Origin of the sequence: Roseateles sp., assembly GCF_039595295.1 — a bacterium.
In the GTDB taxonomy this organism is placed as follows: domain Bacteria; phylum Pseudomonadota; class Gammaproteobacteria; order Burkholderiales; family Burkholderiaceae_C; genus Roseateles.
In genome coordinates this window covers 109,669-132,097 of sequence record NZ_JBCNLU010000009.1, presented here as the reverse complement: position 1 = coordinate 132,097, position 22,429 = coordinate 109,669, and the positions used below count along the sequence as shown (strand labels likewise).

At 69.0% G+C, this 22,429-nt stretch carries 19 protein-coding genes; 12 read left to right on the top strand and 7 right to left on the bottom strand.

The annotated features are described in order from the left end of the window. Positions 1-233 precede the first annotated feature (233 nt). Both ABDW59_RS09525 and ABDW59_RS09520 read right to left on the bottom strand, forming a co-directional pair. Positions 234-2,606 carry an EAL domain-containing protein gene (locus tag ABDW59_RS09525; protein ID WP_343629461.1) on the bottom strand — a complete coding sequence of 791 codons (2,373 nt, stop codon included), beginning with the start codon at positions 2,604-2,606 and terminating at the stop codon, positions 234-236. Between the two features lie 145 nt (positions 2,607-2,751). Further along, positions 2,752-4,812: an NADPH-dependent 2,4-dienoyl-CoA reductase gene (locus ABDW59_RS09520; protein ID WP_343629460.1), complete on the bottom strand. Its 2,061-nt coding sequence runs from the start codon at positions 4,810-4,812 to the stop codon at positions 2,752-2,754. A 277-nt stretch (positions 4,813-5,089) separates the two neighbouring features. On the opposite strand from ABDW59_RS09520, the gene ABDW59_RS09515 reads away from it, so the two are divergent. From ABDW59_RS09515 to ABDW59_RS09505, 3 genes are all read left to right on the top strand, one after another. Beyond that, complete coding sequence (locus ABDW59_RS09515; RefSeq protein WP_343629459.1) at positions 5,090-6,370, top strand: DUF4397 domain-containing protein; 1,281 nt, start codon at positions 5,090-5,092, stop codon at positions 6,368-6,370. Positions 6,371-6,686: 316 nt separating this feature from the next. Beyond that, positions 6,687-7,964 (top strand): DUF4397 domain-containing protein, encoded by a 1,278-nt coding sequence (locus tag ABDW59_RS09510; RefSeq protein WP_343629458.1) that lies wholly within the window; start codon positions 6,687-6,689, stop codon positions 7,962-7,964. A gap of 52 nt (positions 7,965-8,016) precedes the next feature. Continuing rightward, positions 8,017-8,751 carry a hypothetical protein gene (locus tag ABDW59_RS09505; RefSeq protein WP_343629456.1) on the top strand — a complete coding sequence of 245 codons (735 nt, stop codon included), beginning with the start codon at positions 8,017-8,019 and terminating at the stop codon, positions 8,749-8,751. A 33-nt stretch (positions 8,752-8,784) separates the two neighbouring features. On the opposite strand, the gene ABDW59_RS09500 is transcribed toward ABDW59_RS09505, so the two are convergent. After that, positions 8,785-9,396, bottom strand: coding sequence for a hypothetical protein (locus ABDW59_RS09500; RefSeq protein WP_343629455.1), 612 nt, complete (start codon positions 9,394-9,396; stop codon positions 8,785-8,787). Positions 9,397-9,640: 244 nt separating this feature from the next. Between ABDW59_RS09500 and ABDW59_RS09495 the strand changes: the two genes are divergently transcribed. Further along, the gene (locus ABDW59_RS09495; protein WP_343629454.1) at positions 9,641-11,233 is read left to right on the top strand and encodes a thioredoxin fold domain-containing protein; all 1,593 of its coding nucleotides are present in this window, start codon (positions 9,641-9,643) and stop codon (positions 11,231-11,233) included. A 61-nt stretch (positions 11,234-11,294) separates the two neighbouring features. On the opposite strand, the gene gstA is transcribed toward ABDW59_RS09495, so the two are convergent. Continuing rightward, positions 11,295-11,903 (bottom strand): glutathione transferase GstA, encoded by a 609-nt coding sequence (gene gstA / locus ABDW59_RS09490; protein WP_343629453.1) that lies wholly within the window; start codon positions 11,901-11,903, stop codon positions 11,295-11,297. Between the two features lie 187 nt (positions 11,904-12,090). On the opposite strand from gstA, the gene ABDW59_RS09485 reads away from it, so the two are divergent. From ABDW59_RS09485 to ABDW59_RS09470, 4 genes are all read left to right on the top strand, one after another. Further along, positions 12,091-12,549, top strand: coding sequence for a MaoC family dehydratase (locus tag ABDW59_RS09485; protein ID WP_343629452.1), 459 nt, complete (start codon positions 12,091-12,093; stop codon positions 12,547-12,549). A gap of 85 nt (positions 12,550-12,634) precedes the next feature. Beyond that, complete coding sequence (locus ABDW59_RS09480; RefSeq protein ID WP_343629451.1) at positions 12,635-14,215, top strand: alpha/beta hydrolase; 1,581 nt, start codon at positions 12,635-12,637, stop codon at positions 14,213-14,215. Then, positions 14,212-15,084 (top strand): ATP-binding cassette domain-containing protein, encoded by an 873-nt coding sequence (locus ABDW59_RS09475; RefSeq protein ID WP_343629450.1) that lies wholly within the window; start codon positions 14,212-14,214, stop codon positions 15,082-15,084. The genes ABDW59_RS09480 and ABDW59_RS09475 overlap by 4 nt, the downstream gene beginning before the upstream one ends. Next, on the top strand, positions 15,081-16,259 hold the full coding sequence (locus ABDW59_RS09470; RefSeq protein WP_343629449.1) for an ABC transporter permease subunit: 1,179 nt from the start codon (positions 15,081-15,083) through the stop codon (positions 16,257-16,259). Before ABDW59_RS09475 ends, ABDW59_RS09470 begins: the two co-directional genes overlap by 4 nt. Positions 16,260-16,322: 63 nt before the next feature. On the opposite strand, the gene ABDW59_RS09465 is transcribed toward ABDW59_RS09470, so the two are convergent. Further along, complete coding sequence (locus ABDW59_RS09465; RefSeq protein ID WP_343629448.1) at positions 16,323-16,568, bottom strand: hypothetical protein; 246 nt, start codon at positions 16,566-16,568, stop codon at positions 16,323-16,325. A 315-nt stretch (positions 16,569-16,883) separates the two neighbouring features. Between ABDW59_RS09465 and ABDW59_RS09460 the strand changes: the two genes are divergently transcribed. Beyond that, positions 16,884-17,600, top strand: coding sequence for an autoinducer binding domain-containing protein (locus ABDW59_RS09460; RefSeq protein ID WP_343629447.1), 717 nt, complete (start codon positions 16,884-16,886; stop codon positions 17,598-17,600). Between the two features lie 127 nt (positions 17,601-17,727). Beyond that, entirely contained in the window at positions 17,728-17,919 is a 192-nt protein-coding gene (locus ABDW59_RS09455) for a hypothetical protein (RefSeq protein WP_343629446.1), read from the top strand. Between the two features lie 269 nt (positions 17,920-18,188). On the opposite strand, the gene ABDW59_RS09450 is transcribed toward ABDW59_RS09455, so the two are convergent. Both ABDW59_RS09450 and ABDW59_RS09445 read right to left on the bottom strand, forming a co-directional pair. Further along, positions 18,189-19,190 (bottom strand): tripartite tricarboxylate transporter substrate binding protein, encoded by a 1,002-nt coding sequence (locus ABDW59_RS09450; protein ID WP_343629445.1) that lies wholly within the window; start codon positions 19,188-19,190, stop codon positions 18,189-18,191. 51 nt (positions 19,191-19,241) lie between these two features. After that, entirely contained in the window at positions 19,242-19,508 is a 267-nt protein-coding gene (locus tag ABDW59_RS09445) for a YkgJ family cysteine cluster protein (RefSeq protein ID WP_343629444.1), read from the bottom strand. Positions 19,509-19,629: 121 nt separating this feature from the next. On the opposite strand from ABDW59_RS09445, the gene mnmG reads away from it, so the two are divergent. Both mnmG and rsmG read left to right on the top strand, forming a co-directional pair. Next, the gene (gene mnmG, locus ABDW59_RS09440; protein ID WP_343629443.1) at positions 19,630-21,597 is read left to right on the top strand and encodes a tRNA uridine-5-carboxymethylaminomethyl(34) synthesis enzyme MnmG; all 1,968 of its coding nucleotides are present in this window, start codon (positions 19,630-19,632) and stop codon (positions 21,595-21,597) included. A gap of 132 nt (positions 21,598-21,729) precedes the next feature. Next, positions 21,730-22,398 carry a 16S rRNA (guanine(527)-N(7))-methyltransferase RsmG gene (gene rsmG, locus ABDW59_RS09435; RefSeq protein WP_343629442.1) on the top strand — a complete coding sequence of 223 codons (669 nt, stop codon included), beginning with the start codon at positions 21,730-21,732 and terminating at the stop codon, positions 22,396-22,398. The last annotated feature ends 31 nt before the right edge of the window (positions 22,399-22,429 follow it).

Sequence of the window (22,429 nt, the reverse complement as noted above, 5' to 3'; positions counted from 1 at the left end):
GTACGGCGCCCCATGTGATGCGCGGTGCCAGTAGCCCCTCGCCCGCGAAGTGGGAGAGGGGTTGGGGTGAGGGCCGTCGAGTGGCCAGAGCGCCCGTCGGAGCAAGGGGGTTGGGCGACGGCCGCTGGGGTCGAGGCTCGCTGCCTGCCACCGCCCTCACCCCAACCCCTCTCCCGCAAGCGGGCGAGGGGCCAGATCGCGCCCTCATGCCAACTGAGCAGCCAGATGCGCCCTCAAGCCAACTGCAACCGCTTCACCGGCGCACGCCGCAGCGGCTCCGGCGGCGGGGTGACGACAAAGTCCTCGGCCAGCATCGGCCGGCCATAGTACCAGCCCTGCGCCCAGTCACAGCCCTCGCGGCGCAGCCACTCGGCCTGCTCCATCGTCTCCACACCCTCAGCCAGCACGTCCAGATTCAGACTCCGCGCCAGCACGATCACCGTGCGCGCGATCGCATTGACGTTGGCGTCGCTGCCCAACTCATGCACGAAGCTGCGGTCGATCTTCAGCGTCCGAACCGGCATCCGCTTCAGATACGCCAGCGACGAATACCCGGTCCCGAAATCGTCGATCGCCACCCGCACGCCGCGCTTGTGCAATCGCGTCATCAGGCTGATGGCCTGCTCCGCATCCTCCAGCAGCAGGCTCTCGGTCACCTCCAGCTCCAGCGCGCTCGCCGGGCAGCCGGTCTCGGCCAGGATGTAGTCCAGGGTCTCGATGAAATCCGGCTGCCGCAACTGCCGCGCCGAGACATTCACCGCCACCTGTTGCGGCTTGCCCTCCTGGCCCTGCCACCGCGCCACCTGCGCGCAGGCCTGCTCCAGCACCCAGCGGCCGATCGGGATGATCAGCCCGGTCTCCTCCGCCAGCGGAATGAAGTCCGCCGGCGAGATCGGCCCCCGGGTCGGATGCCGCCAGCGCAGTAGCGCCTCGGCACCGATCAGCTGGCCGTCGCTCAGCCGCACCTGCGGTTGGTACTCGATGCGGAACTGCGCCGCCTCATTGGCCTGGCGCAGCGCATGCGTCAGCTCGAAGCGGTGCTGCACCGCCTGCGTCAGCTCCGGCCGATAGGCCTGCACCGATCCGCGCGCATGCAGCTTGGCTCGCACCATCGCGACCTCGGCATTGCGCAGCAGCTCGTCCACATGCGTGCCGTCGGCCGGGAACAGCGCCAGCCCGATGCTCGCGCCGACATTGAATCGGTGATGGTCGATGACGATGGGCTCGTCCATCGCCTGGATCAGCCGATCGCCCAGCCGCATCGCGGTCTCTTCGTCGACCAGCCCGGACAGCACGACCACGAACTCGTCCGAGCCCACCCGCGCGACCGAATCGCTCAGCCGCGTCACATTGGCGAAACGTGCGGCCGCAGTCAGCAGGACCTGGTCCCCGGCCGCATGACCGGCGATGTCGTTGACGTCCCGGAAGCCGTCCAGGTCGATGTAGAGCACGGCCACGCAGGTGTGCTCGCGCTGCGCGTTGCCGACCTGGCGCGCGATGCGGTCCCGCAGCAGCGCCGCATTGGGCAGCCCGGTCAGCGCGTCATGCAGCGACTGGTGCAGCAGCTCGGCCTCCGTCTGCTTGATGCGCGAGATGTCGGTCAGGACGCTCAGGTACTGCACCTGCTCCGGATCGCCCGACGGCGACGGCACCTTCACGAAGGTCGCCCACATCGGAATGGAGTCGCCGCTCTTGTGGCGCTCGGTGACCTCGCCGCTCCACTTGCCGGTGGCCTCGACCTGCGCCCACAGCGCGCGCAGCTTCTCGGGGTCCTGCTCGCTGTCGCGCAGCAGCAGCGGGCGCTTGCCCAGCAGTGTCTGGCGGTCGTGACCGATCATCGCCACCATCGCCGGATTGACGTCGCAGATGCGCAGCTGATGGTCGATGACCATGATCCCTTCGCCGCAATGCTCGTACACCGTCGCAGCGCGGCGCGCGGCTTCGGTGGCGCGCTGCAGCTGGGTCACGTCGCGCGCGATGGCGACCTGGCCCAGATATTCGTCATCGTCGTCGCGCACCCGCGCGCTCAGCACATCCAGGCAGCGCGACTGCGCGTCGCTGCCGGAATCGTCGTTCTGCCAGACCAGGCTGCGGCCGTCGGATTGCGTGTCCACCCAGCCCGGCGGATTCGGCAGGTCGGCGTCGCGGCGGCCGATCAGCTCGCTCTCGGTCAGACCGACGGCGCGCTCGAAAGCGGGATTGCAACCCTCATAGGCGCCGCTGGCGTCCTTGAAGTACATCGGGTCGGGGATGGCGTTGAGAAGCGCGCTCAGGCGGGCCCGCTCGCGGCGCACGCGCTTGAGCTCCTCGCGGCGACGCTGCAGCCGACCGCGTTGCTGCACGAACAGGCTGACCATCACGCCCATCGCCAGGCCGCCGATCACGCAGCCGGCGCCCAGCCAGAACACGGTGCTGCCCGAATCGATCCAGTCGGGAAGACGGGCCGCCATGGACGTGACCGCGGCGCCCGTCGAGCCCGGCGTGGCGGACGCCGAAGCGGCGACGGCCGCGCCGGACGCGTGCGCCCCCGCCGGCCAGCTCAAGCAAGCCAGCGACAGCGCGGACACGTTCAGGCGTCCCCAACGACGGTTCAGGCGAAGGCGCATGTGTCACACCTGGATCGGTGCCAGGCATTGTTGGTATGTGGGAGGGGCAACAACTGGCCCCCTCATCGGCCGCCCGCGGATCACAGGCGTTCCCTCTCGCACGACCTTCGGAGTATCGGCGCCCGGCTTGAGGGGCCGATAGGGTTTACAGGGAGGCCGCGACCGTCGTTCCCTGCAGGATTGCACGCTTTGCGTCCAATTCTTTGGCCTCGAGCGAACCGCCGATCAGATGCACCGACCGGCCCGCCGCGCGCAGCGGCGCCTCGAGCTCGCGCAGCGGCTCCTGGCCGGCGCACAGCACGATGGTGTCACAGGAGAGCAACTCGGGGTCGCCGCGCGCCTCTCCGCGGCTGAGCCACAAGCCCTGTTCATCGATGCGCTCGTAGTTCACGCCGCCGACCATCCGTACACCGTGCGTCTTCAGCGCCGCGCGATGGATCCAGCCGGTGGTCTTGCCAAGACCTGACCCCAGCTTGCCGGCCCGGCGCTGCAGCAGCGTGATCTCGCGCTCGGCCTTCTCCGGCTCGGGCCTGACCAGCCCGCCCCGCGCGTCGGCCGGATCGCCCACGCCCCAATGACGCCGCCAGGCCGGCGCGTCCAGCGCCAGCGAGTGGCCCTGCTCCAGCAGGAACTCCGACACGTCGAAGCCGATGCCGCCCGCGCCGATCACCGCGACCCGCCGGCCCACCGGCTTCTCACCGCGCAGCACCTGCAGATAGCTCAAGACCTGACCCCGCGCGATGCCCTCGTCCTGGCCGGCGATGCGCGGATCGCGCGGCGTCACGCCGGTGGCGAGCAGCACCTCGTCGTAATCCATCAGCTCGTCCGCCGCAATGCGCCGGCCCAGGCGCGGCGCCACGCCGAGCAGCTCCAGCCGGCGCTTGAAGTAGCGCAGCGTCTCGTGGAACTCCTCCTTGCCCGGCACGCGCTTGGCCAGGTTGAACTGGCCGCCGATCTCCGACGCCGAGTCGAACAGCGCGACCTCATGGCCGCGCTCGGCCAGCGTGGTCGCGGCGGCCAGGCCAGCCGGTCCCGCGCCCACCACGGCGACGCGCTTGCGTTTGGCGGTGGACTGGACCGGCACGATGCGCAGCAGCGTCTCGTGACCCGCGCGCGGATTCACCAGGCAGGACGCGACCTCCTGCTTGAACACGTGATCCAGGCACGCCTGGTTGCAGGCGATGCAGGTGTTGATTTCGTCGGCGCGGTTCTCGGCGGCCTTGCGGACGAAGGCCGGATCGGCCAGCAGCGGGCGCGCCATCGAGACCATGTCGGCCGAGCCGTCGGCCAGCACGGACTCGGCCACCTCGGGCGTGTTGATGCGGTTGCTGGTCACCAGCGGGATATCCAGGCCCTCGGCGCGCAGCTGGTCGCGCAGCTTCTTCGTGACCCAGGCGAAGCCGGCGCGCGGCACGCTGGTGGCGATGGTCGGGATGCGGGCCTCGTGCCAGCCGATGCCGGTGTTGAGGATGGTGGCGCCCGCACGCGTCGCGGCACGCGCGAGCTGCAGCACCTCGTCCCAATCGCTGCCGCCGGGCACCAGGTCCAGCATCGACAGGCGGTAGATGATGATGAAGTCCGGTCCCACGGCCTCGCGCATGCGGGTCAGGATCTCGACCGGCAGACGCATGCGGTTGGCGTAGTCGCCGCCCCAGCCGTCGGTGCGCTGGTTCGTGGCCGCGGCCAGGAACTGGTTGATGAAGTAGCCCTCCGAGCCCATCACCTCGACGCCGTCGTAGCCGGCCTCGCGCGCCAGCACGGCGCATCGGACGAAGGCCTTGATCTGGCGCTCGATGCCGCGCTCGCTCAGCGCATGCGGCGTGAAGGGCGAGATCGGCGACTTCAGCGCCGAGGCCGACACGTTGAACGGGTGGTAGCCGTAGCGTCCGGTGTGCAGGATCTGCAGCGCGATCTTGCCGCCCTCGGTGTGGACCGCGCGCGTGATCGCCTGATGGCGGCGGGCCGCGCCGCCGGTAGCCAGCGTCCCCGCGAAAGGCTTGGCCCAGCCCGCGATGTTGGGCGCGTAGCCGCCGGTCACGATCAGGCCGACGCCGCCGCGCGCGCGCTCGGCGAAGTACTCGGCCAGGCGCTCGACATGCTTGCGCGAGTCTTCAAGCCCCGTGTGCATGCTGCCCATGAGCACGCGGTTCTTCAGGGTCGTGAAACCCAGGTCCAGGGGCGACAGCAGCTGTGGATAGGCGTTCATCGCGCGGATGCTAGCGCCGCGTTCACGCGCGCGTTTAGAGGGACTCGCCCAAGTGGCGGCCGCATGCGGGAAGACCCTCGGAGGGTTCCTCGCCGACGTCGTGTCGGCCCCGACATGCGATGGGCAACGGGATCCGCGGCATCTCGCTCGCCGGACGGCAATGGACGGGCAACTCTGTGTCGCGCTTGATATGCAACTTCACAAACACGGCATGCCGCCACAAGCCGTAGCAACACGCCCCCCGTTCAATCCCGCCATCCACATTTGGAGTAGGACGATGCGATTCAATCAATGGGCCTGGGGCCTGGGTCTGGCCACCGCGGCCCTGATGTCCGCCTGCGGCGGCGGCGGCAGCGACAGCAAGGCGCAGATGCGTCTGCTGAATGCGAGCATCGGCTATCCGTCGCTGGACATGGCGGTCGACAGCACCACCGTCAACAGCGCGGTGACCTACGCCAACGTCGGCAGCTACGCCGACATCAACACCGGCGCCACCGGCACGGAAGTGCAGAGCAACTCGGTGGGCAGCACGCTGGCGTCGACGACGCCGTCGCTGGCTTCGGGCAGCCACTACACGATGATCGCGTACGGCGCGGCCGGCTCGGTCCGCACCACGCTGCTGCAGGAGGATCAGGAAGTCCCGGCCTCCGGCAAGTCCAAGCTGCTGATCCTGAACCTGGCCCCCGACGCCGGCGCGCTGGACGTCTACGTCACCGGCACCACCGACTCGCTGGACGGCGCGTCGACCTCGGCCTCGGCGATCTCCGCCGGCTCGGGCAGCGGCTACCTGACCTTCAACAGCGGCACGCTGCGCGTGCGCCTGACCGCCAGCGGCAACAAGTCCGACCTGCGCCTGGACATCCCCAGCATCACCCTGCCCTCGGCCGGCGTGTCGACGCTGGTGCTGACGGGCTCCTCCGGCGGCGTGCTGGTCAACGGCATCCAGCTGATCCAGCAAGGCGCCACGACCAACTTCCTGAACAGCACCGCCCGCGCTCGTCTGGTGGCCGCGGTCGGCGGCAATGCGCTGGTGGCCGGCTCGATCGGCTCGACCCAGCTGCTGCCCGCCTCGACCGCGCCGACCATCGGCGACTACCAGACCCTGGCCACCGGATCGACCGCGCCGACGATCTTCGTCAATGGCGTGCAACTGCCGGTGTCGAGCTTCCCGACGCTGACCGCCGGCGGCGACTACACGCTGATGGTCTGGGGTCCGGCCACCTCGCCCCAGCTGACGGTGCTGACCGACGACAACAAGCTGCCCACGACCTCCAGCGCCGCCAAGATCCGCCTGATCAACGGCGTGGCCAACACCACCGCCGGTCTGACGCTGAACGTCGACTACAGCGCGCTGGCCTCGAACGTGCTGGCGGGAACCTCGTCCACGCCGACGACGACCGCCGCGACGACCTCCTCGCTGCTGACGGTGAACTCACCGGCCTCGGCGACGCCGATCTACAGCCTGAGCTCGCTGGCCATCCAGGCCAACGGCGTCTACACGGTCTTCGTCATGGGCGACAACACCTCGATGGTGGGCTCGCTCCGCAAGGAACGGTGATCCCCGACGCGAGCGCCGGACCGCTCTGCCGACACACCCGTCGCGGCGCCTGATCCGGCGACGGGCCGCCCGGGCGGCCTGTCCAACAACGATCCCGGCAGACTCCCTGTTGGCCACGTCCTCTCCCGAGGCGTGGCCTTTTTTTGTTCGAACGAGCGGCACCTTCCGTCACTTCGAGTCAGTGTCCTGCTCACTTCGCTGGAAGGCGCTCACCATTGCACTGGTTCCGGTCAGTGCCAGATCGCGTGGCACTTCCTAGGCTGTCGAGGTTCTCATGACTTCCGGCCCGCGACCCGGCGGCGCCACGACACCGACCATGCGACTGCTTGAACGACTCCCTCTCTCCCGCCTCGTCCTGATGGCGACGGTGGCCACCGCGCTGACCGCCTGCGGCAGCGGCTCTGAAGACGACGCGCGGCTGCGGCTGCTCAACGCCAGCCCCGACCTGGGCACGGTCGACCTGACCTCCGACAAGGACGAACTGTCCAGGAATGTCGCCACGCTATCGCTCGGCGAGTACGGCGGCCGCAAGGCCGGCGTCGCGACGCTGCAGGTACGCGGCGCGAGCGGTGGCGCAACCCTCGCGTCCTTGCCCGTCACGCTGGCGAAGGACACGCGCTACACGCTGATCGCCTACGGCGGATCAGGCAGGGCCCAGACCATGTTGCTGCAGGAGGACCAGACCGAGCCGGCCTCCGGCCAGAGCAAGCTGATGGTGATGAACCTGGCGCCGGACGCCGGCAAGCTGAGGGTGTTCGTGACCGCGCCCGACACGGTGCTGAACGACGCGCAGGCCTTCGGCGGCCGCGAGATCGACGGCGGCCAGAGCACCGGCTACGTGACGCAGACGGCCGGTCGCTACCGCATCCGCGTCACGGATGCGGACCGTCGCGAGGATCTGCGTCTGGACCTGCCGGCGGTGGAGCTGGCCTCCGGCAAGGTCGCGACACTGATCCTGCGCGGCAGCGGCTCGGGCATGCTGGTCCACGGCCTGATGCTCGAGCAGCGCGGCGCGCTGACCCGTCTGGACAACACCATGGCGCGCGTGCGACTGGTGACGGCGTTTGCATCGGGCGGCGTCCATGCCACGCTGGACGGCCAGTCGCTGATGAGTTTCGGCACCGTCTCGCCCACCATCGGCGAGTACCGCCTGGTTCGCTCGGGCGCTCAGGATCTGAACGGCTTTGCCGGCGGGTTTCCCTTCTCGCACAGCTTCTCGTCCTTCGCCCCGGGCGGCGACTACACGGTGCTGATGCGCGGCGAGATCAGCGCTCCCACGATCAGCCTGATGAGCGACGACAACCGCTTGCCCGCCACCGCGGGCCAGGCGCGGCTTCGACTGCTCAACGGCCTGAGCCAAGCCCTGACGCTGAACCTGAACTACAGCCAAGTGGCCTCTTCAGTGGCGCCGGGCAGCTACGGCTCGGGGACGTTCACGCCAAGCGCCTCGTCGCTGCTGACGGTCAGCGGCCCGGGCTCGCCGACGCCGCTGTACAAGAACGACAGCTTCGCTTCCCAGGCGAACGGGCTGTACACCGTGCTGATGCTCGGCAGCGACGCACAGCCCCAGGGCATCCTGCGCAAGGATCGCTGAACGCCCGTCCCTGCTGACGCGCGGCGTCCGGACACTGCGGCAAGATCGCCGCATGTCCGAGTCCGCCGCGCGTCCCACCGTTCTGCAGATCCGCCGATTGCGTCAGCTGTGGCGCTCGGCGGGCTGGCCCTGCCAGGACATGCTGGAGATCGAGCTGCTGGCGCTGGGCTGGCTGGAACGGCGGTTGGATCCGCAAGGTCGGGAGACCTTGCATTTGACCGCGCCGGGGGTCGAGGTCCTGCACCTGGGGCTCCGCAAGAACCGCGCGGCGCGGGATCGGCATGAGGATTTGGTCGCCCGCATGGCGACGGAGCTACAACGCGCGGGTCGCGTCGTCTGGCGCGGGCTGTCGCTGCGTGCGGGCCTGCCGCGCGAGGACGACCCGGAGCGGCTGCAATGGGTGAATGCGATGCCGGACGTCTATTCGGTCCGCAACACCACGGTCGAGGACTACCTCGAACCGGCCGTCCACGAGATCAAGGTCAGCCGCGCCGACCTGCTGTCGGAACTGCGCCGGCCGGCCAAGGCGCAAGCGTATCTCGCGCTCAGCGGGCAGTGCTGGTACGTGCTGCGGGCCGGCATCGCGACAGTGGAGGAGATCCCGCCTGCCTTCGGCGTGCTGTTCGCACATGAACTCGCCGGGGGCGAGGGCCTGCGTTTCGAGCTGGGCCGGCCCGCGCCTCGCCGCGCGATGCGGCCGGACTTCGGGACCTGGATGGCGCTGGCCAAGGCGACACCGGAGCCTCCGCCCGTGGACGAGGGTCAGGACTTGCTGGGCGAGGCCTGAAGCCCCTCAAGGTGCGGCCCTGCTGCTGCGCCCTCAGACCAGGACGGCGTTGCCCTGGATGAGGCCGTACCAATGCCGATGAGGCTCGTGCTCCGGTCGCGACGGCGCTCCGCCGAGGAGTGCGTTGCCGATATGCCAGCCGGCGTCCCAGCTCTCCCGGAGGATGGGATCGCTCCCGTAGATCCCGGGCTTGGCTCGCTCCGGATAACGTTCCTGGTCCCAATAGCTGGGGTTGAGCGCGGCATGCACGGCCTGACCCACGGCGATGTATAGCGGCGGCACCCACTTCCCCAGTTCCTGCGTGTGACGCTCCTGGAGAACTTTAGACAGCAGGAGGTTCCAGTCATCCGGATTCGCATCGATCTCGATGCGTCGGCCTGCACCGTGAAAGCGGGCCCGTGGACCGCTCCACCCGCCGCCTGCGAAGGAACTGGAAAAGGGATGGGCGTTCGCATCCACGCCCACGAACTGTATGCGCGCGTTTCGGATCGCTTGAATCACATGGGCGGGCAAGGTGGCGCTCCAGTGATCAATCTTTTGCTGGAACTCCGCCAGTTCCGCGGACCCAGCGCTCACTTCTTCCGCTGCGGCCACCTCCTTGAAGAATACGTGCGCGTTGATCGCCCCAAGTCCAGCGCTGTCCATCGGAAACCTCGTCAAGTAGAGGAAGAGCGCCGTAGTGGCGCTTCCTCATGGACGGATCCACCTGTTCGCCAACGCGCACAGCCCGCAGCTGCTTAGAACCCACCCGCATATCGCCGGCTTGTTTTGGGCGCCACAATCTCCGTTCGCCGCAGCGACCGCGCTGCCGGCCCCGGGCCTGTGCGCCAGTCGCGCGGGTCCGTTTCCCTTCACCCGCCATGACCGGCTCACGAGGCCGGCGACGACCATGACCACCACCGCCTCGATGCACCGCCGCCTGCGCTTGTCCGTCCTTGCCGCCGCCCTGTCCTTCGCCGGTCTGGCACCCGCGCTGATGCCCTCGGCCATGGCCGCCGCCTCGGCGTCCAGCGCCACGGCTTCGGTGGCGTGGCAGGAAGCCTCCGGCGACGCCGACATCGAACGCGCCTTCACCCAGGCCCGCGGCGAAAAGAAGCCCGTGCTGCTGTACTGGGGCGCCAAGTGGTGCCCGCCGTGCAACCAGCTCAAGGCCACGCTGTTCAACCGCGCCGACTTCATCGAGCAGTCGCGCGCCGTGGTCGCGGTCCACATCGACGGCGACAACCCCGGCGCGCAGCGCCTGGGCGCGCGCTTCAAGGTGCGCGGCTATCCGACCATGATCCTGTTCAACAACGACGGCCAGGAGCTGACCCGTCTGCCGGGCGAGGTCGACGCGCCGCAGGTGCTGCGCGTGCTGCAGCTGGGCCTGGCCGGCGGTCGTCCGGTCAAGACGGTGCTGGCCGACGCGCAAGCCGGCAAAAAGCTCAGCGCCAATGAATGGAAGCTGCTGGGCTTCTATTCCTGGGAGACCGACGAGCAGCAACTGGTGCCCGCCGCGCAGCGTCCGGCGCTGCTGGCCAAGCTGGCCGCAGCGAGCCAGGGCATCGACGACGAGACCACCACCCGGTTGTGGCTGAAGGCGCTGGCCTCGACCGAAGGCGGCGGCGCGCTGAAGGCGGATGCCGCGCTGCGCGGACGTGTCGAGAAGGTGCTGGCCGATCCGGCGAGCGCGCGCGCGCAGACCGACGTGCTGACCAACAACGCCGACGACATCGTGCGCGCGCTGACGCCGGCCGCCGGCGCGGATCGTCAGGCGCTGATCGGCAAGTTCGACGGGGTGCTCAAGCGCTTCCAGGGCGATGGGTCGCTGTCGCGCGCGGACCGCCTGCAGTCGCTGGTGGCGCGGGTCGAGCTGGCCCGTCTGGACCAGGATCGCAATGCGCTCAACCCCAAGCTGCCCGCCGCCCTGCAGGCCGAGGTCAAGGCGCACGCCGCGCAGGCCGACAAGGAGATCACCGACGGCTACGAGCGTCAGGCGGTGATCACCTCCGCCGCTTATCTGCTGGGGCGCGCCGGGTTGTGGAGCGACAGCGATGCGCTGCTGAAGTCGTCCATCGCGAAGAGCCACAGCCCGTATTACCTGATGAGCCAGCTCGGCGGCAACGCGCGCAAGCAGGGCCGCAAGGAAGAGGCGCTGCGCTGGTATGAAGAGGCCTTCAACAAGAGCGAGGGTCCCGCGACCCGGCTGCAGTGGGGCTCGAACTATCTGAGCGCGCTGGTGGAGCTGGCGCCACAGGATTCGGCGCGGATCGAGAAGGCGGCGGCGCAGCTGCTGACCGAGGCGGAGAAGGACAAGGGCGCCTTCTATGAGCGCAGCGCGCGCTCGCTGCAGAAGGTGGGGAGCCAGCTGGTGACGTGGAATGCCAGCGGCCAGCATGATGCGGCGCTGACGCGGCTGCGGACGCAGCTGGATGGGGTGTGCGCCAAGCAGGAGGCTTCCGACAAGGGGGCTTGCGAGGCGCTGCTGAAGAAGAAGGGCTGAGGCCAAAACCAATGAACAAGGGGGCCGATGGCCCCCTTGTTCATTCATGGCGTGATGCTGATTACTTCAGCAGCCCTTCCGCCTTCATCGCCTCCTTGACCGCCGGACGCGCCGCGACGCGCGCGCGATACGCGACCAGATTCGGATAGCCCGAGACGTCCACGCCGACGTGCTGGCCCCAGTTGGACACGGTGAACAGATACGCGTCCGCGACGCTGAAGCCCTCGCCCATCAGGTACTGCTTGCCCTCGAGCTGGCTGTCGATCCACTTGAAGCGGTCATGCAGCTTGCTGCGGAACACGCCCTTGGCGTCCTCCGAGATCGCCGGGTTGAACAGCGGGCTGAAGGTCTTGTGCAGCTCGGTCGTGATGAAGTTGAGCCACTCCTGCAGCCGATAGCGCGCCATCGTGCCGTTGGCCGGCGCGAGCTGCTTGTCCGGCGCCTGGTCGGCGATGTACTGGACGATGGCCGGGCCTTCGCTCAGGCGCTGGCCGTCGTCGAGCTCCAGCAGCGGCACGTAGCCCTTGGGATTGATCCCGTAGTAGTCCGTGCCGTCCTGCAGCTTGTGGGTCTTGGTGCTGGCGAGCACCGGCTCGAAGGCCAGGCCGGCCTCGCGCAGGACGATGTGCGGCGAGAGCGAGCAGGCGCCGGGGCTGTAATAGAGCTTCATGGGGTCTCCTTCAAAGAGGTCATTGAACCATTCGGGGGAAGGTCGCCGGGCACCATACGCGCCCGCGAATCGCCGCGCAATGCCGGGGCCATCCCAGGGGCTGTCGCCGGCGCGCCAGCCGCCCCCGCGGCCGCCCCCTACAGTCGGGCGTTTCAGCATCACGGCGCCCTCATGCGCCCCGCCCCCGATGAGCACCCCCAAGACCTACGCTTTCGAGGACTTCGCCGTCGGCCAGGTGCGCGAGTTCGGCTCGCGCCTCGTCGACCGCGAGGAGGGCCTGGCCTTCGCCGCCGCCTACGACCCGCAGCCGCTGCACCTGGACGAGGCCGCCGCCAACGCATCGGTCCTCGGCGGCCTGTCCATCAGCGGCTGGCAGACCTGCGCGCTGGTGATGCGCATGATGTGTGACGCCTACCTGCTGGATTCGACGAGCCAAGGCTCACCTGGCATCGACAACCTGCGCTGGCTCAAGCCGGTGCGGCCCGGCGACACGCTGCACGTGCGCATGACCGTGCTGGAGACCAAGGCCAGCCGCAGCCGCCCCAATCTCGGCCTGGTGCGCTCGGGCTGGGAGGTCTTCAACCAGAACGGCGAGCAGGTCATGAGCATGGAAGGCTGGGGCATGTTCGGCCGCCGGGACAGCTGACCAGCCGGAAGACACGCTGGTAGATCCCAAACGGCAGGGCTCCTCCCGCTCGCCATAATCGGCGGCACTTTGTGGAGGAGAGAAGATGAAGCAGCTTCCCGGGGCAAGACCTGGCCCCCGAGCCCGGCCCCCGCTGTCCCTGCCCGCCCTGAGCATCGCGCTCGCCGTGCTGGCGGCCGACGCCCTGGCCGCCCCGCCCGCCCCCGCGTCTTCCGAAGCGGCCGCCTCCAAGGGCGCGGCCCTGCTCAAGCCCTGCCGCGTCGAGGGCGTCCCCACCGAGGTCCAGTGCGGCAGCATCCGCCGCCCGCTGGATCCCGCTCAGCCTGACGGCAAGCAGATCGACGTCCGCTTCGTCGTCGTGCGCGCGATGGCGCGCAACAAGCTGCCCGACCCGGTGCTGCTGCTGGCCGGCGGCCCCGGCCAGAGCGCCGTCGCGCTGACCGGCACCGTGCTGCCGCGGCTCTCGCGCCTGAACTACCGCCGCGATCTGGTCTTCGTCGACCAGCGCGGCACCGGCGGCTCCGCGCCGCTGCAATGCCCGGACAACAACGAGCGCTCCTTGGAGGAGATCACCAGGCCCGGCGCCAAGCTGCGCCTGCTCGAGGCCTGCCGCGTCGCGCTGGAGAAGCTGCCCTACGGCGACCTGCGCCAGTTCACCACCCCCATCGCCATGCAGGACATGGACGCGGTGCGCGCCGCGCTGGGCGTGGAGCGCTGGAATCTGGTCGGCGCGTCCTACGGGACCCGCGCGGCCTTGGAGTACCAGCGCCAGTTCCCGCAGCGCGTGCGCCGCGCCGTGATCGACGGCGTCGCGCCGCCGGACATGGTGCTGCCGGCCTCGTTCTCGCGCGACGGCCAGGCGGCCCTGGACGCCGTCTTCGACGCCTGCGCCGCCGACGCCGCCTGCCAGGCCCGCTATCCCGCGCTGCGCAGCGAATGGCAGGGCCTGCTCAAGAGCCTGCCGCGCAAGGTCAGCGTGATGCATCCGCTGACCGGCAAGACGGAGGAATTCACCCTCACCCGCGAGTCGCTGCTGGGCATGATCCGCGCGCCGCTGTACGTGCCCGCGAGCGCGGCCGCCCTGCCCGCCGCGCTGCACGAGGCCGCGCAAGGCCGCTTCGAGCCGGTCGCGGGCCTGGCCGGTCAGCTGGGCGGAGGATCGCGCGCGATGCGGCTGGCCGAGGGCATGCACTTCTCGGTGATCTGCGCCGAGGACGCCCCGCGCCTGGCCCAGTCGACCGACGCGCCCTCCACGGACTTCGGCACGCAAGACCGTGATCTCTACGCCAACGTCTGCCGCGCGTGGCCGCGCGGCGAGCTGCCGTCGGCCTTCTACGCGATCCCTCCCGCGAAGACGCCGGTGCTGGTGCTCAGCGGCGGCGCCGATCCGGCCACGCCGCCGCGCCATGGCGCCCGCGTCGCGCAGACGCTGGGCGCCAACGCGGTGCATGTGGTCGTGCCCCAGGCCGGCCACGGCGTGGCGATGACCCTGGGCTGCATGCGCGACGTGGTCTACCGCTTCATCGACGCGGCCCAGGACGCCGACGCGCTGCGCGTGGACGCCTCCTGCGCCCAGCGCATTCCGCGCCCCACCCCCTATCTGCCGCCGACCGCCGCGACCGTCGCGGCCGCGGCCTCCGCCGCCGCCCGGGAGACCGACCGATGATCCGCCTGCAAGCGCTCCGCAAGACCTTCCAGACGCGCGGCGCCGGCCCGGGCAAGGGTCTCAACCTGAGCTCGCTGCTGGGCAAGCGCGGTGCGCCGGCCAAGACCGTGGTCGCCGTGGAACACCTGGACCTCGACGCGCCCGATGGCCGCATCACCGGGCTGCTGGGCCCGAACGGCGCGGGCAAGACCACCTCGCTGCGCATGCTGGCCGGGCTGTTCCCGCCGGACGGCGGCCGCGTCGAGGTCGACGGCATCGACGTGCTCAAGAACCCGCGCGCGGCGCTGGGCCGCATGGGCATCCTGGGCGACGCCCACGGCCTGTACCCGCGCCTGACCGCGCGCGAGAACATCGTCTACTTCGCGCGGCTGCAGGACATGCCGATGGAGCAGGCCCAGGCCCGCGCCGAGTCGCTGGCCGATCTGCTGGACATGCGCCGCATCCTGGACCGCCGCGCCGAGGGCTTCAGCCAGGGGGAGCGCATGAAGACCGCACTGGCCCGGGCGCTGGTGCACGACCCGGCCAACATCGTGCTGGACGAGCCGACCAACGGGCTGGACGTGGTGGCCACGCGCGCGCTGCGCGAGGTGCTGCGCCACCTGCGCTCGCCCGAGGGCGGCGGCAAGTGCATCGTTTTTTCGAGCCACATCATGCAAGAGGTGGAACAGCTCTGCGATCAGGTGGTGGTGATGTCGCACGGGCGCTCGGTCGCGACCGGCACGGTGGCGGGGCTGCTCGCGCAGACCGGCCGTGAGCGCTTCGAGGATGCCTTCGTCGATCTCGCCTTCCCCGAGGAGGCCGCGCAGGAACGTGCGCCGGCATCCGCGTCGTCCACGTCCACGGGCCGTCGTCAGGAGTCTGCCGCATGAGCATCGAGTTCTTCAAAGCCTTCCGCACCGTCTTCGCCAAGGAGATCGTCGACGCGCTGCGGGACCGCCGCACGCTGCTGCGCCTGCTGATTCCGTCGGTGCTGATGGGGCCGCTGATGCTGGTGCTGATGTCCAGCCTGGCGGCCTCGCTGCAGGACCGCGCGGAACAGCGCGAGGTGCTGGTCGCGGGCATCGGGCACGCGCCCACGCTGCGCAACTACATCGAGCGCCAGACCTACACGCTCAAGGAGGCGCCGGCCGATTACGAGGCGCTGCTGCGCAGCGGCAAGCTGACCGATCCGGTGCTGGTCGTGCCCGCCGACTTCGAGACCCTGCTGGCCGGCGGCATGCCGGCGCCGCTGGAGATCGTCAGCGACAGCGCCAACCAGCGCGCCGAGGCCGGCATGGGCGCGCTGAACCGGCTGGTGCAGGGCTTCGGCAATGAGCGCGCGACAATGCTGCTCGCGATGCGCGGCTTGAACCCGCAGCAGCTGCGGCCGCTGGACGTGCAGGAACGCGATCTGGCCAGCGTACAGGCACGCGCCACGCGGCTGACGCAGATGCTGCCGATGTTCATCATGATGGCGGTGCTCTACGGGGCGCTGACCGCGGCGCTGGACTCCACCGCCGGCGAGCGCGAGCGCGGCTCGCTCGAGCCGCTGCTGGTGAACCCGGCGCCGCACGCCGCCATCGTGGTCGGCAAATGGGCCGCGGTGCTGATGGCGGGCCTGCTGGTGGCGGTGCTGTCCAACCTGAGCTTCCTGCCCGGCCAGCTGCTGATGCGCAGCGACGCGCTGGCGGCGATGTTCCAGTTCGGCTGGGGCGAGGCGCTGCGCTTCCTGCTGCTGCAGATCCCGCTGGGCATGGGCTTGTCGGCGGTGCTGATGGCGCTGGCGATCCGGACCAAGACCTTCAAGGAGGCGCAGGCCAGCACCACGCTGGTCATCACCGCGGTCGCGCTCACGCCGATGGTGGCCATCGTCAATCCGGGCGGCGAGGCCTCCTGGCACCTGTGGGTGCCGGGATTGGGCCAGAACCTGCTGATGATGCAGGTGCTCAAGGGCGAGGCGCTGACCTGGGTCAAGGTCCTGCCGACGGTGATCTCGGGCGTCGCGCTGACCGTCGCGGGCCTGGCCTTCGTGTCGCGCTCGATGCGGGCCGCCGTAGCCCGCTGAGGCCGCCCTGAACGACGACGCCGCGGCAAGCCGCGGCGTCTCGCTATTCAGCGCTTCAAGGCCTCAATGCCTCAGCTCCAGGGCCAGCTGCACCTGTTCCTGCCAGGGCAGCATATGCACGATACCGTTGAGCTGGATGGCCGATTCCATGGGGGCGAGCACCTCGCCCGCGCGGTTCAGGAACTGCATGTTGGTGACCAGTCCGAGCGGGTCGACCATGGACACCATGCCGTAGGGCATGCGCACCCAGTCCCAGGCCACGCCCGCCGAGCCCCATTCGGATTCCCCGGTCCACAGGGTTTGCCCCATGGCCGGGTGATCCTCATCTCCCACGACCAGAACACGCGTGCTCAAATGCGCGAACTGCAGGCGAGGCAGGCGCTGTACATCACACAAGATTCGCGGCCATGCGTACACAATCCAGGCTGGTGTCATTGTCAGAGTTGTTTGATTTGGCTATTACGCGGCAGGTGCATCATCTGCATGTGCTGCTCCCCATGTCAGGCAGTTTGGACAGGACAGGGGCGGCTCGCCAGCTGTAAACCCTAGCAGGGGCCCCGTCGCGGTGTGGCACCCATCACGGACATCACGGAGTCAGAGGCCGGTCCCGAGCCGGAGCGATCGATGCTGCAAGGCGGTTACCAGTCAGTGTTGGAGGCTCGCTCCACGGACGAGTTCCGTAGCGAGATCACGCGCTTCGCGCACGGACTGGAGTTCGAGCGCTTTTCCGCCATCCTCGTCGTCGACCGCGCGATCGGGAACTCCGACTTCATCGCCGTGGAAAACGCGCCCGACGGCTTCTCCGACATCTTCAACGACCCCCGCCTGGGCAAGCGCGATCCGGTGATGCAGCACTGCAAGAAGCAGAGCGTGCCCATCGTCTGGAATCAGCAGACCTACGTGAAGAGCGACGCGCCCGAGCTCTGGGAAGCGCAGGCGCCGTTCGGCTACAAGGTGGGGATCTCGCTGGCGCTGCATCTGCCTGAGGGGCGCCATTTCGTGCTGGGCGTGAATCGCGATCAGACGCTGCCATCGAATCCCATCACGCTGACCCGCATGGTCGCTGACCTGCAGCTCTTCGCGGTGCACGCGGTGGACTCGGCGATGCGGCTGCTGCTTCCGTCGACGCCGGTCGAGGTCGAGGCGCCTCGCCTGACGCCGCGCGAGCTCGAGTGCCTGCACTGGACCATGGAAGGCAAGACCGCCTGGGAAGTCGGCGCCATCCTCAGCATCACCGAGCGCACCGCGGTGCTGCACATCAACAATGCGATGCACAAGCTCGGCTGCACGAACAAGCATCAGGCCGTGCTCAAGGCGCTTCGGCTGGGCTTGATTCGCTGATGCTGCCCGCTCGCGGCGGGTGGAAACACTGTAAGAGCTGACAGTTACAAGCTCCCCCATGGGGCTGCTTCAATTCGCTCCGTGCCCAGCGCTTCCGCTGGCCGTCATCCGAATCTGGAGCCCTCTCATGAACGCCCAACCGAACACCGTCGCCGCCAACATCGCTGAACAAGGTCTGGTCGAACTGTCCTTCGAGGACCTGGAATTCGTCGGCGGCGGCACCCCCAAGGGCACTTGGCTGACCGGCGGCGATGCCACGACGCTGGCCGTGACCTCGCTGTCCTCGGACATGGAACCCACCCCGAAGGGCACCTGGTAAGCCCTGGCAGATTCCTGCGGACCCGTCGTGTCCGCGGTCGACCGGGACCAGCAGGAGGAGTTGCCTGGCTTGCAGGCCCAACGGTAGGTGGTCGTGTGGCAAGCGCGATCGTCTGCAGCGGGAGGCGTTAGGCTTGCAAGCCGGGCTTCATCTGGAAGCCCTCTCGCCCCGACGACCAATTCCGACGACATCCAACGCAACGGCCGCCTCAGCGGCCGTTCGTCATTGGGGCTTCGTCAGGGCGCTCATCGGGCGCCTCGCCGGGCCCATCAATCCGGCTTGATCTTCGCGCGCGCCACCACCGTCTTCCAGCGCTGCTGCTCCTGCGCGATGAAGGCGGCGAACTGCGCCGGCGTGTTGCCCACCGCCTCCGCCGCATCGTGGCTGAGCCGCTCCCGCGCCGACACCGAGTGGATCGCCTTGACCGACTCCACCGCCAGCTTGTCCACCGCCGGCTGCGCCAGATTCGATGGCGCGCACAGGCCGTACCACTGCGTCATCTCGAAGCCAGGGAAGCCCTGCTCCGCGACGGTGGGCACATCCGGCAGCTGCGGCAGGCGCTCCTTGGAGCCGGTGGCGATGCAGCGCAGTTTGCCCGCCTTGATGAACTGGATGATGGCCGGCGCGCCCACCGAGGCCGCCTCCAGGCGCCCCGCCAGCAGATCCGTCAGCTGCGGACCGGTGCCCCGATAGGGCACGTGCAGGATGAACAGGTCGGCGACCATCTTGAGGTATTCCATCGCCAGATGACCGGCGCTGCCGTTGCCCGCGGAGCCGTAGCTGAACTTGCCCGGGTTCTTGCGCACCAGCGCGACCCACTCCTTCAGGTTGCGCGCCGGCACGTCGGGATGGACGACGTAGAGCGAAGGCACCTTGGCCAGCAGCGTGATGGGCTTGAAATCTCGGTTGGGGTCGTAGGGCAGCTTGTCGTAGATGTACGGGTTCACTGCCAGCGTGCCGATGTGCCCGAGGATGAGCGTGTGCTGGTCCTCCGCGCGCGCCACCTCGCCCATGGCGATGTTGCCGCCGCCGCCCGGTTTGTTGTCCACGTAGACCGCCTGCCCCAAGGTCTTGGAGAGCTCCGAGGCGGTGGCGCGGGCGACGATCTCGCTGCTGCCGCCCGGGGCGAAGGGCACGACCAAACGCACGTTGCGGGTCGGCCAGGCAGTCTGCGCGAAGGCGGGTAGCGCGGTGACCAGCGATGTGCCCGCGGCGCCCAGCGCGGCGGTCTGGAGGAGGAAGCGGCGACGGTCCTCGTCGGTGGGGGTCATACGGTGTCTCCGGTCTTGTTCTGGAGCCGCCGACTCTACGCGAGCGCCCTTTCAAAGCGCTGTCGATGGCGCCGTCTGTTCTTCCATCCAGCCCAGCCAGCGCATGGCCTGCTCGCGGCTGTCGCCGCACATGTCCTCGTGCGGGGGCAAAGAGCCGCAAACCGCCGGCCGATCCGGGTGGCCGAAGATCTTGCAGCGCAGCTCGTCGTCGAGCTGGATGCAACGCACGCCGGCCGGCTTGCCGTCGGGCATGCCGGGAATGGGGCTGGAGATCGACGGGGCGATGCAGCAGGCCGCGCAGTGGGGACGACAGTTCATGGCCGCCGGATTGTCGCCGCGCGTCGGCGCGCACCGCCAACGAGTTCCGTTCGCCATGCCCCTGAGGCGGTGACTTATCCACAGGCCCGCGTAAAATCGCGCCCTTCCGTCCCGACTTCCCATGCTTTATCCGAAAGAGTTCGACGTGATCGTGGTCGGTGGCGGCCATGCCGGCACCGAAGCCGCGTTGGCAGCCGCCCGCATGGGCGTCAGCACGCTGCTGCTGACCCACAACATCGAGACGCTGGGGCAGATGAGCTGCAACCCCTCGATCGGCGGCATCGGCAAGGGCCACCTGGTCAAGGAGGTCGACGCCCTGGGCGGCGCGATGGCCGCGGCCACCGACGAGGCCGGCATCCAGTTCCGCATCCTCAACGGGTCCAAAGGACCGGCCGTGCGCGCCACCCGCGCCCAGGCCGATCGCGTGCTCTATAAGGCGGCCATCCGGTATCGCCTGGAGAACCAGCCCAACCTGATGCTCTTCCAGCAGGCCGTCGACGACCTGATGGTGGAAGGCGACCGCGTGGTCGGCGCGGTGACGCAATCCGGTCTGCGCTTCCGCGCGCGCGCCGTGGTGCTGACCGCCGGCACCTTCCTCGACGGCCGCATCCACATCGGCCTGCAGAACTACGCCGCCGGCCGTGCCGGCGATCCGCCGGCGGTGTCGCTGTCGGGCCGGCTCAAGGAGCTGCAGCTGCCGCAGGGTCGTCTCAAGACCGGCACCCCGCCGCGCCTGGACGGCCGCACCATCGATTTCTCCAAGTGCCTGGAGCAGCCCGGCGACCTGGACCCGGTGCCCGTGTTCAGCTTCATGGGCAACGTGGCGCAGCATCCCCAGCAGCTGCCCTGCTGGATCACCCATACCAACGAGCGCACGCACGAGATCATCCGCTCCGGCTTCGACCGCAGCCCGATGTTCACCGGCGTGATCGAGGGCGTGGGCCCGCGCTACTGCCCGTCCATCGAGGACAAGATCAATCGCTTCGCCGACAAGGACTCGCACCAGATCTTCCTGGAGCCCGAGGGCCTGACCACGCACGAGTTCTATCCGAACGGCATCTCGACCTCCCTGCCCTTCGACATCCAGCTCGCCGCGGTCCAGTCCATCCCCGGCCTGGAGCAGGCGCACATCCTGCGTCCCGGCTACGCGATCGAGTACGACTACTTCGACCCGCGCGAGCTCAAGTCCAGCTTCGAGACCCGCGCCATCGGCGGCCTGTTCTTCGCCGGCCAGATCAATGGCACGACCGGCTATGAGGAGGCGGCGGCCCAAGGCCTGTTCGCCGGCCTGAATGCCGCGCTGCACGTCCAAGGCAAGGACGCTTGGCTGCCCAGCCGCGACCAGGCCTACCTGGGCGTGCTGGTCGACGACCTGATCACCAAGGGCGTGACCGAGCCCTACCGGATGTTCACGAGCCGCGCCGAGTTCCGCCTCCAGCTGCGCGAGGACAACGCCGACATGCGCCTGACCGAAGCCGGTCGCCAGCTGGGCTTGGTGGACGACGCCCGGTGGGACGCCTTCAACCGCAAGCGCGATGCTGTTTCACGTGAAACAGAGAAGCTGAAGTCGACCTGGGTGCACCCCAACAAGCTGCCGGCTGCCGATGCGGAACGTCTGGTGGGCAAGGCCTTGGAGCGTGAATACAACCTGGTCGATTTGCTGCGCCGCCCCGGCGTCAGCTTCGACACGATCACCGAGGTCGCGGGAATCGCTCGCCCGGAAGCTCAGGTGTCGCGAGCGACGCTGGCGGAATCGCTGGGCACCGACTTGGCGAATGCCGTCGTCGAGCAGATCGAAATCAGCGTCAAGTACGCCGGATACATCAGCAAGCAGCAGGAGGACGTTGCCCGCGCCTCCAACTACGAGCACCTGCGACTGCCCGAGGACCTGGACTATCACCTGGTCACCGCCCTCTCCTTCGAAGCCCGCCAGAAGCTGAGCAAGCACCGACCGGAGACGCTGGGCCAGGCCTCGCGGATTTCGGGCATCACGCCCGCTACCATGTCGCTGCTGCTGATCCATCTGCGCAAGGGCCGCTTCAAAGGCTTCACCGACCAGGATGCGGCGGCGGAACCTTCCGCCGCATGACGCGAGCGCGGGCGCTGACCCGGCCCGCCCTTTCGCTTCCGTCGTACCTTCCCCTCCACCAGCGCCGGCCGAGTTCATCTCGCGCCGGCGTTTTGAATCCCGCCGACAGGCTCACACCGACAGGCTGAATTGATGACCGACATCGACCTGCGCTCCCGCCTCGCCGCCGCCGCCCAGACCTTGGACCTCGGTCTGACCGACGCGCAACTCGACCAGCTGATCGCCTATCTCGGCCTGCTGCAGAAGTGGAACAAGGTCTACAACCTGACCGCCGTCCGCGATCCCGAGGCAATGCTGACCCAGCATCTGGTCGACAGCCTCAGCCTCATCCCGCCCCTGCGCCGCCATGCCGCAGGTCAGCCGCTGCGGCTGATGGACGTCGGTAGCGGCGGCGGCCTGCCCGGCGTGGTCATCGCGATCTGCAATCCGAGCATCGACGTCACCTGCGTCGACACGGTCGGCAAGAAGGCCTTCTTCATCGCCCAGGTCGCAGCGGAACTCGGACTGTCCAATCTGCACGCGGAGCACTCGCGGGTCGAGAAGCTCAAGACGGCACCCTTTGACGTTGTCACCTCGCGGGCCTTCGCCTCGCTGGCCGACTTCACCGAGTGGACCCGGATGCACCTCAAACCGGGCGCCGTGTGGGCGGCCATGAAGGGCCAACATCCAGCGGAGGAGCTCGACGAGCTCGCCCAACGCGCCCCCGATCTGTCCGTGTTCCACGTGGAACAGCTGCAGGTTCCGGGTCTGGACGCACAACGCTGCCTGCTCTGGATTCGTCCTGCGCCTGCCATCGGTTAAGCTCCGCCCCTCTCCCGCGTCCCGTTTCCAC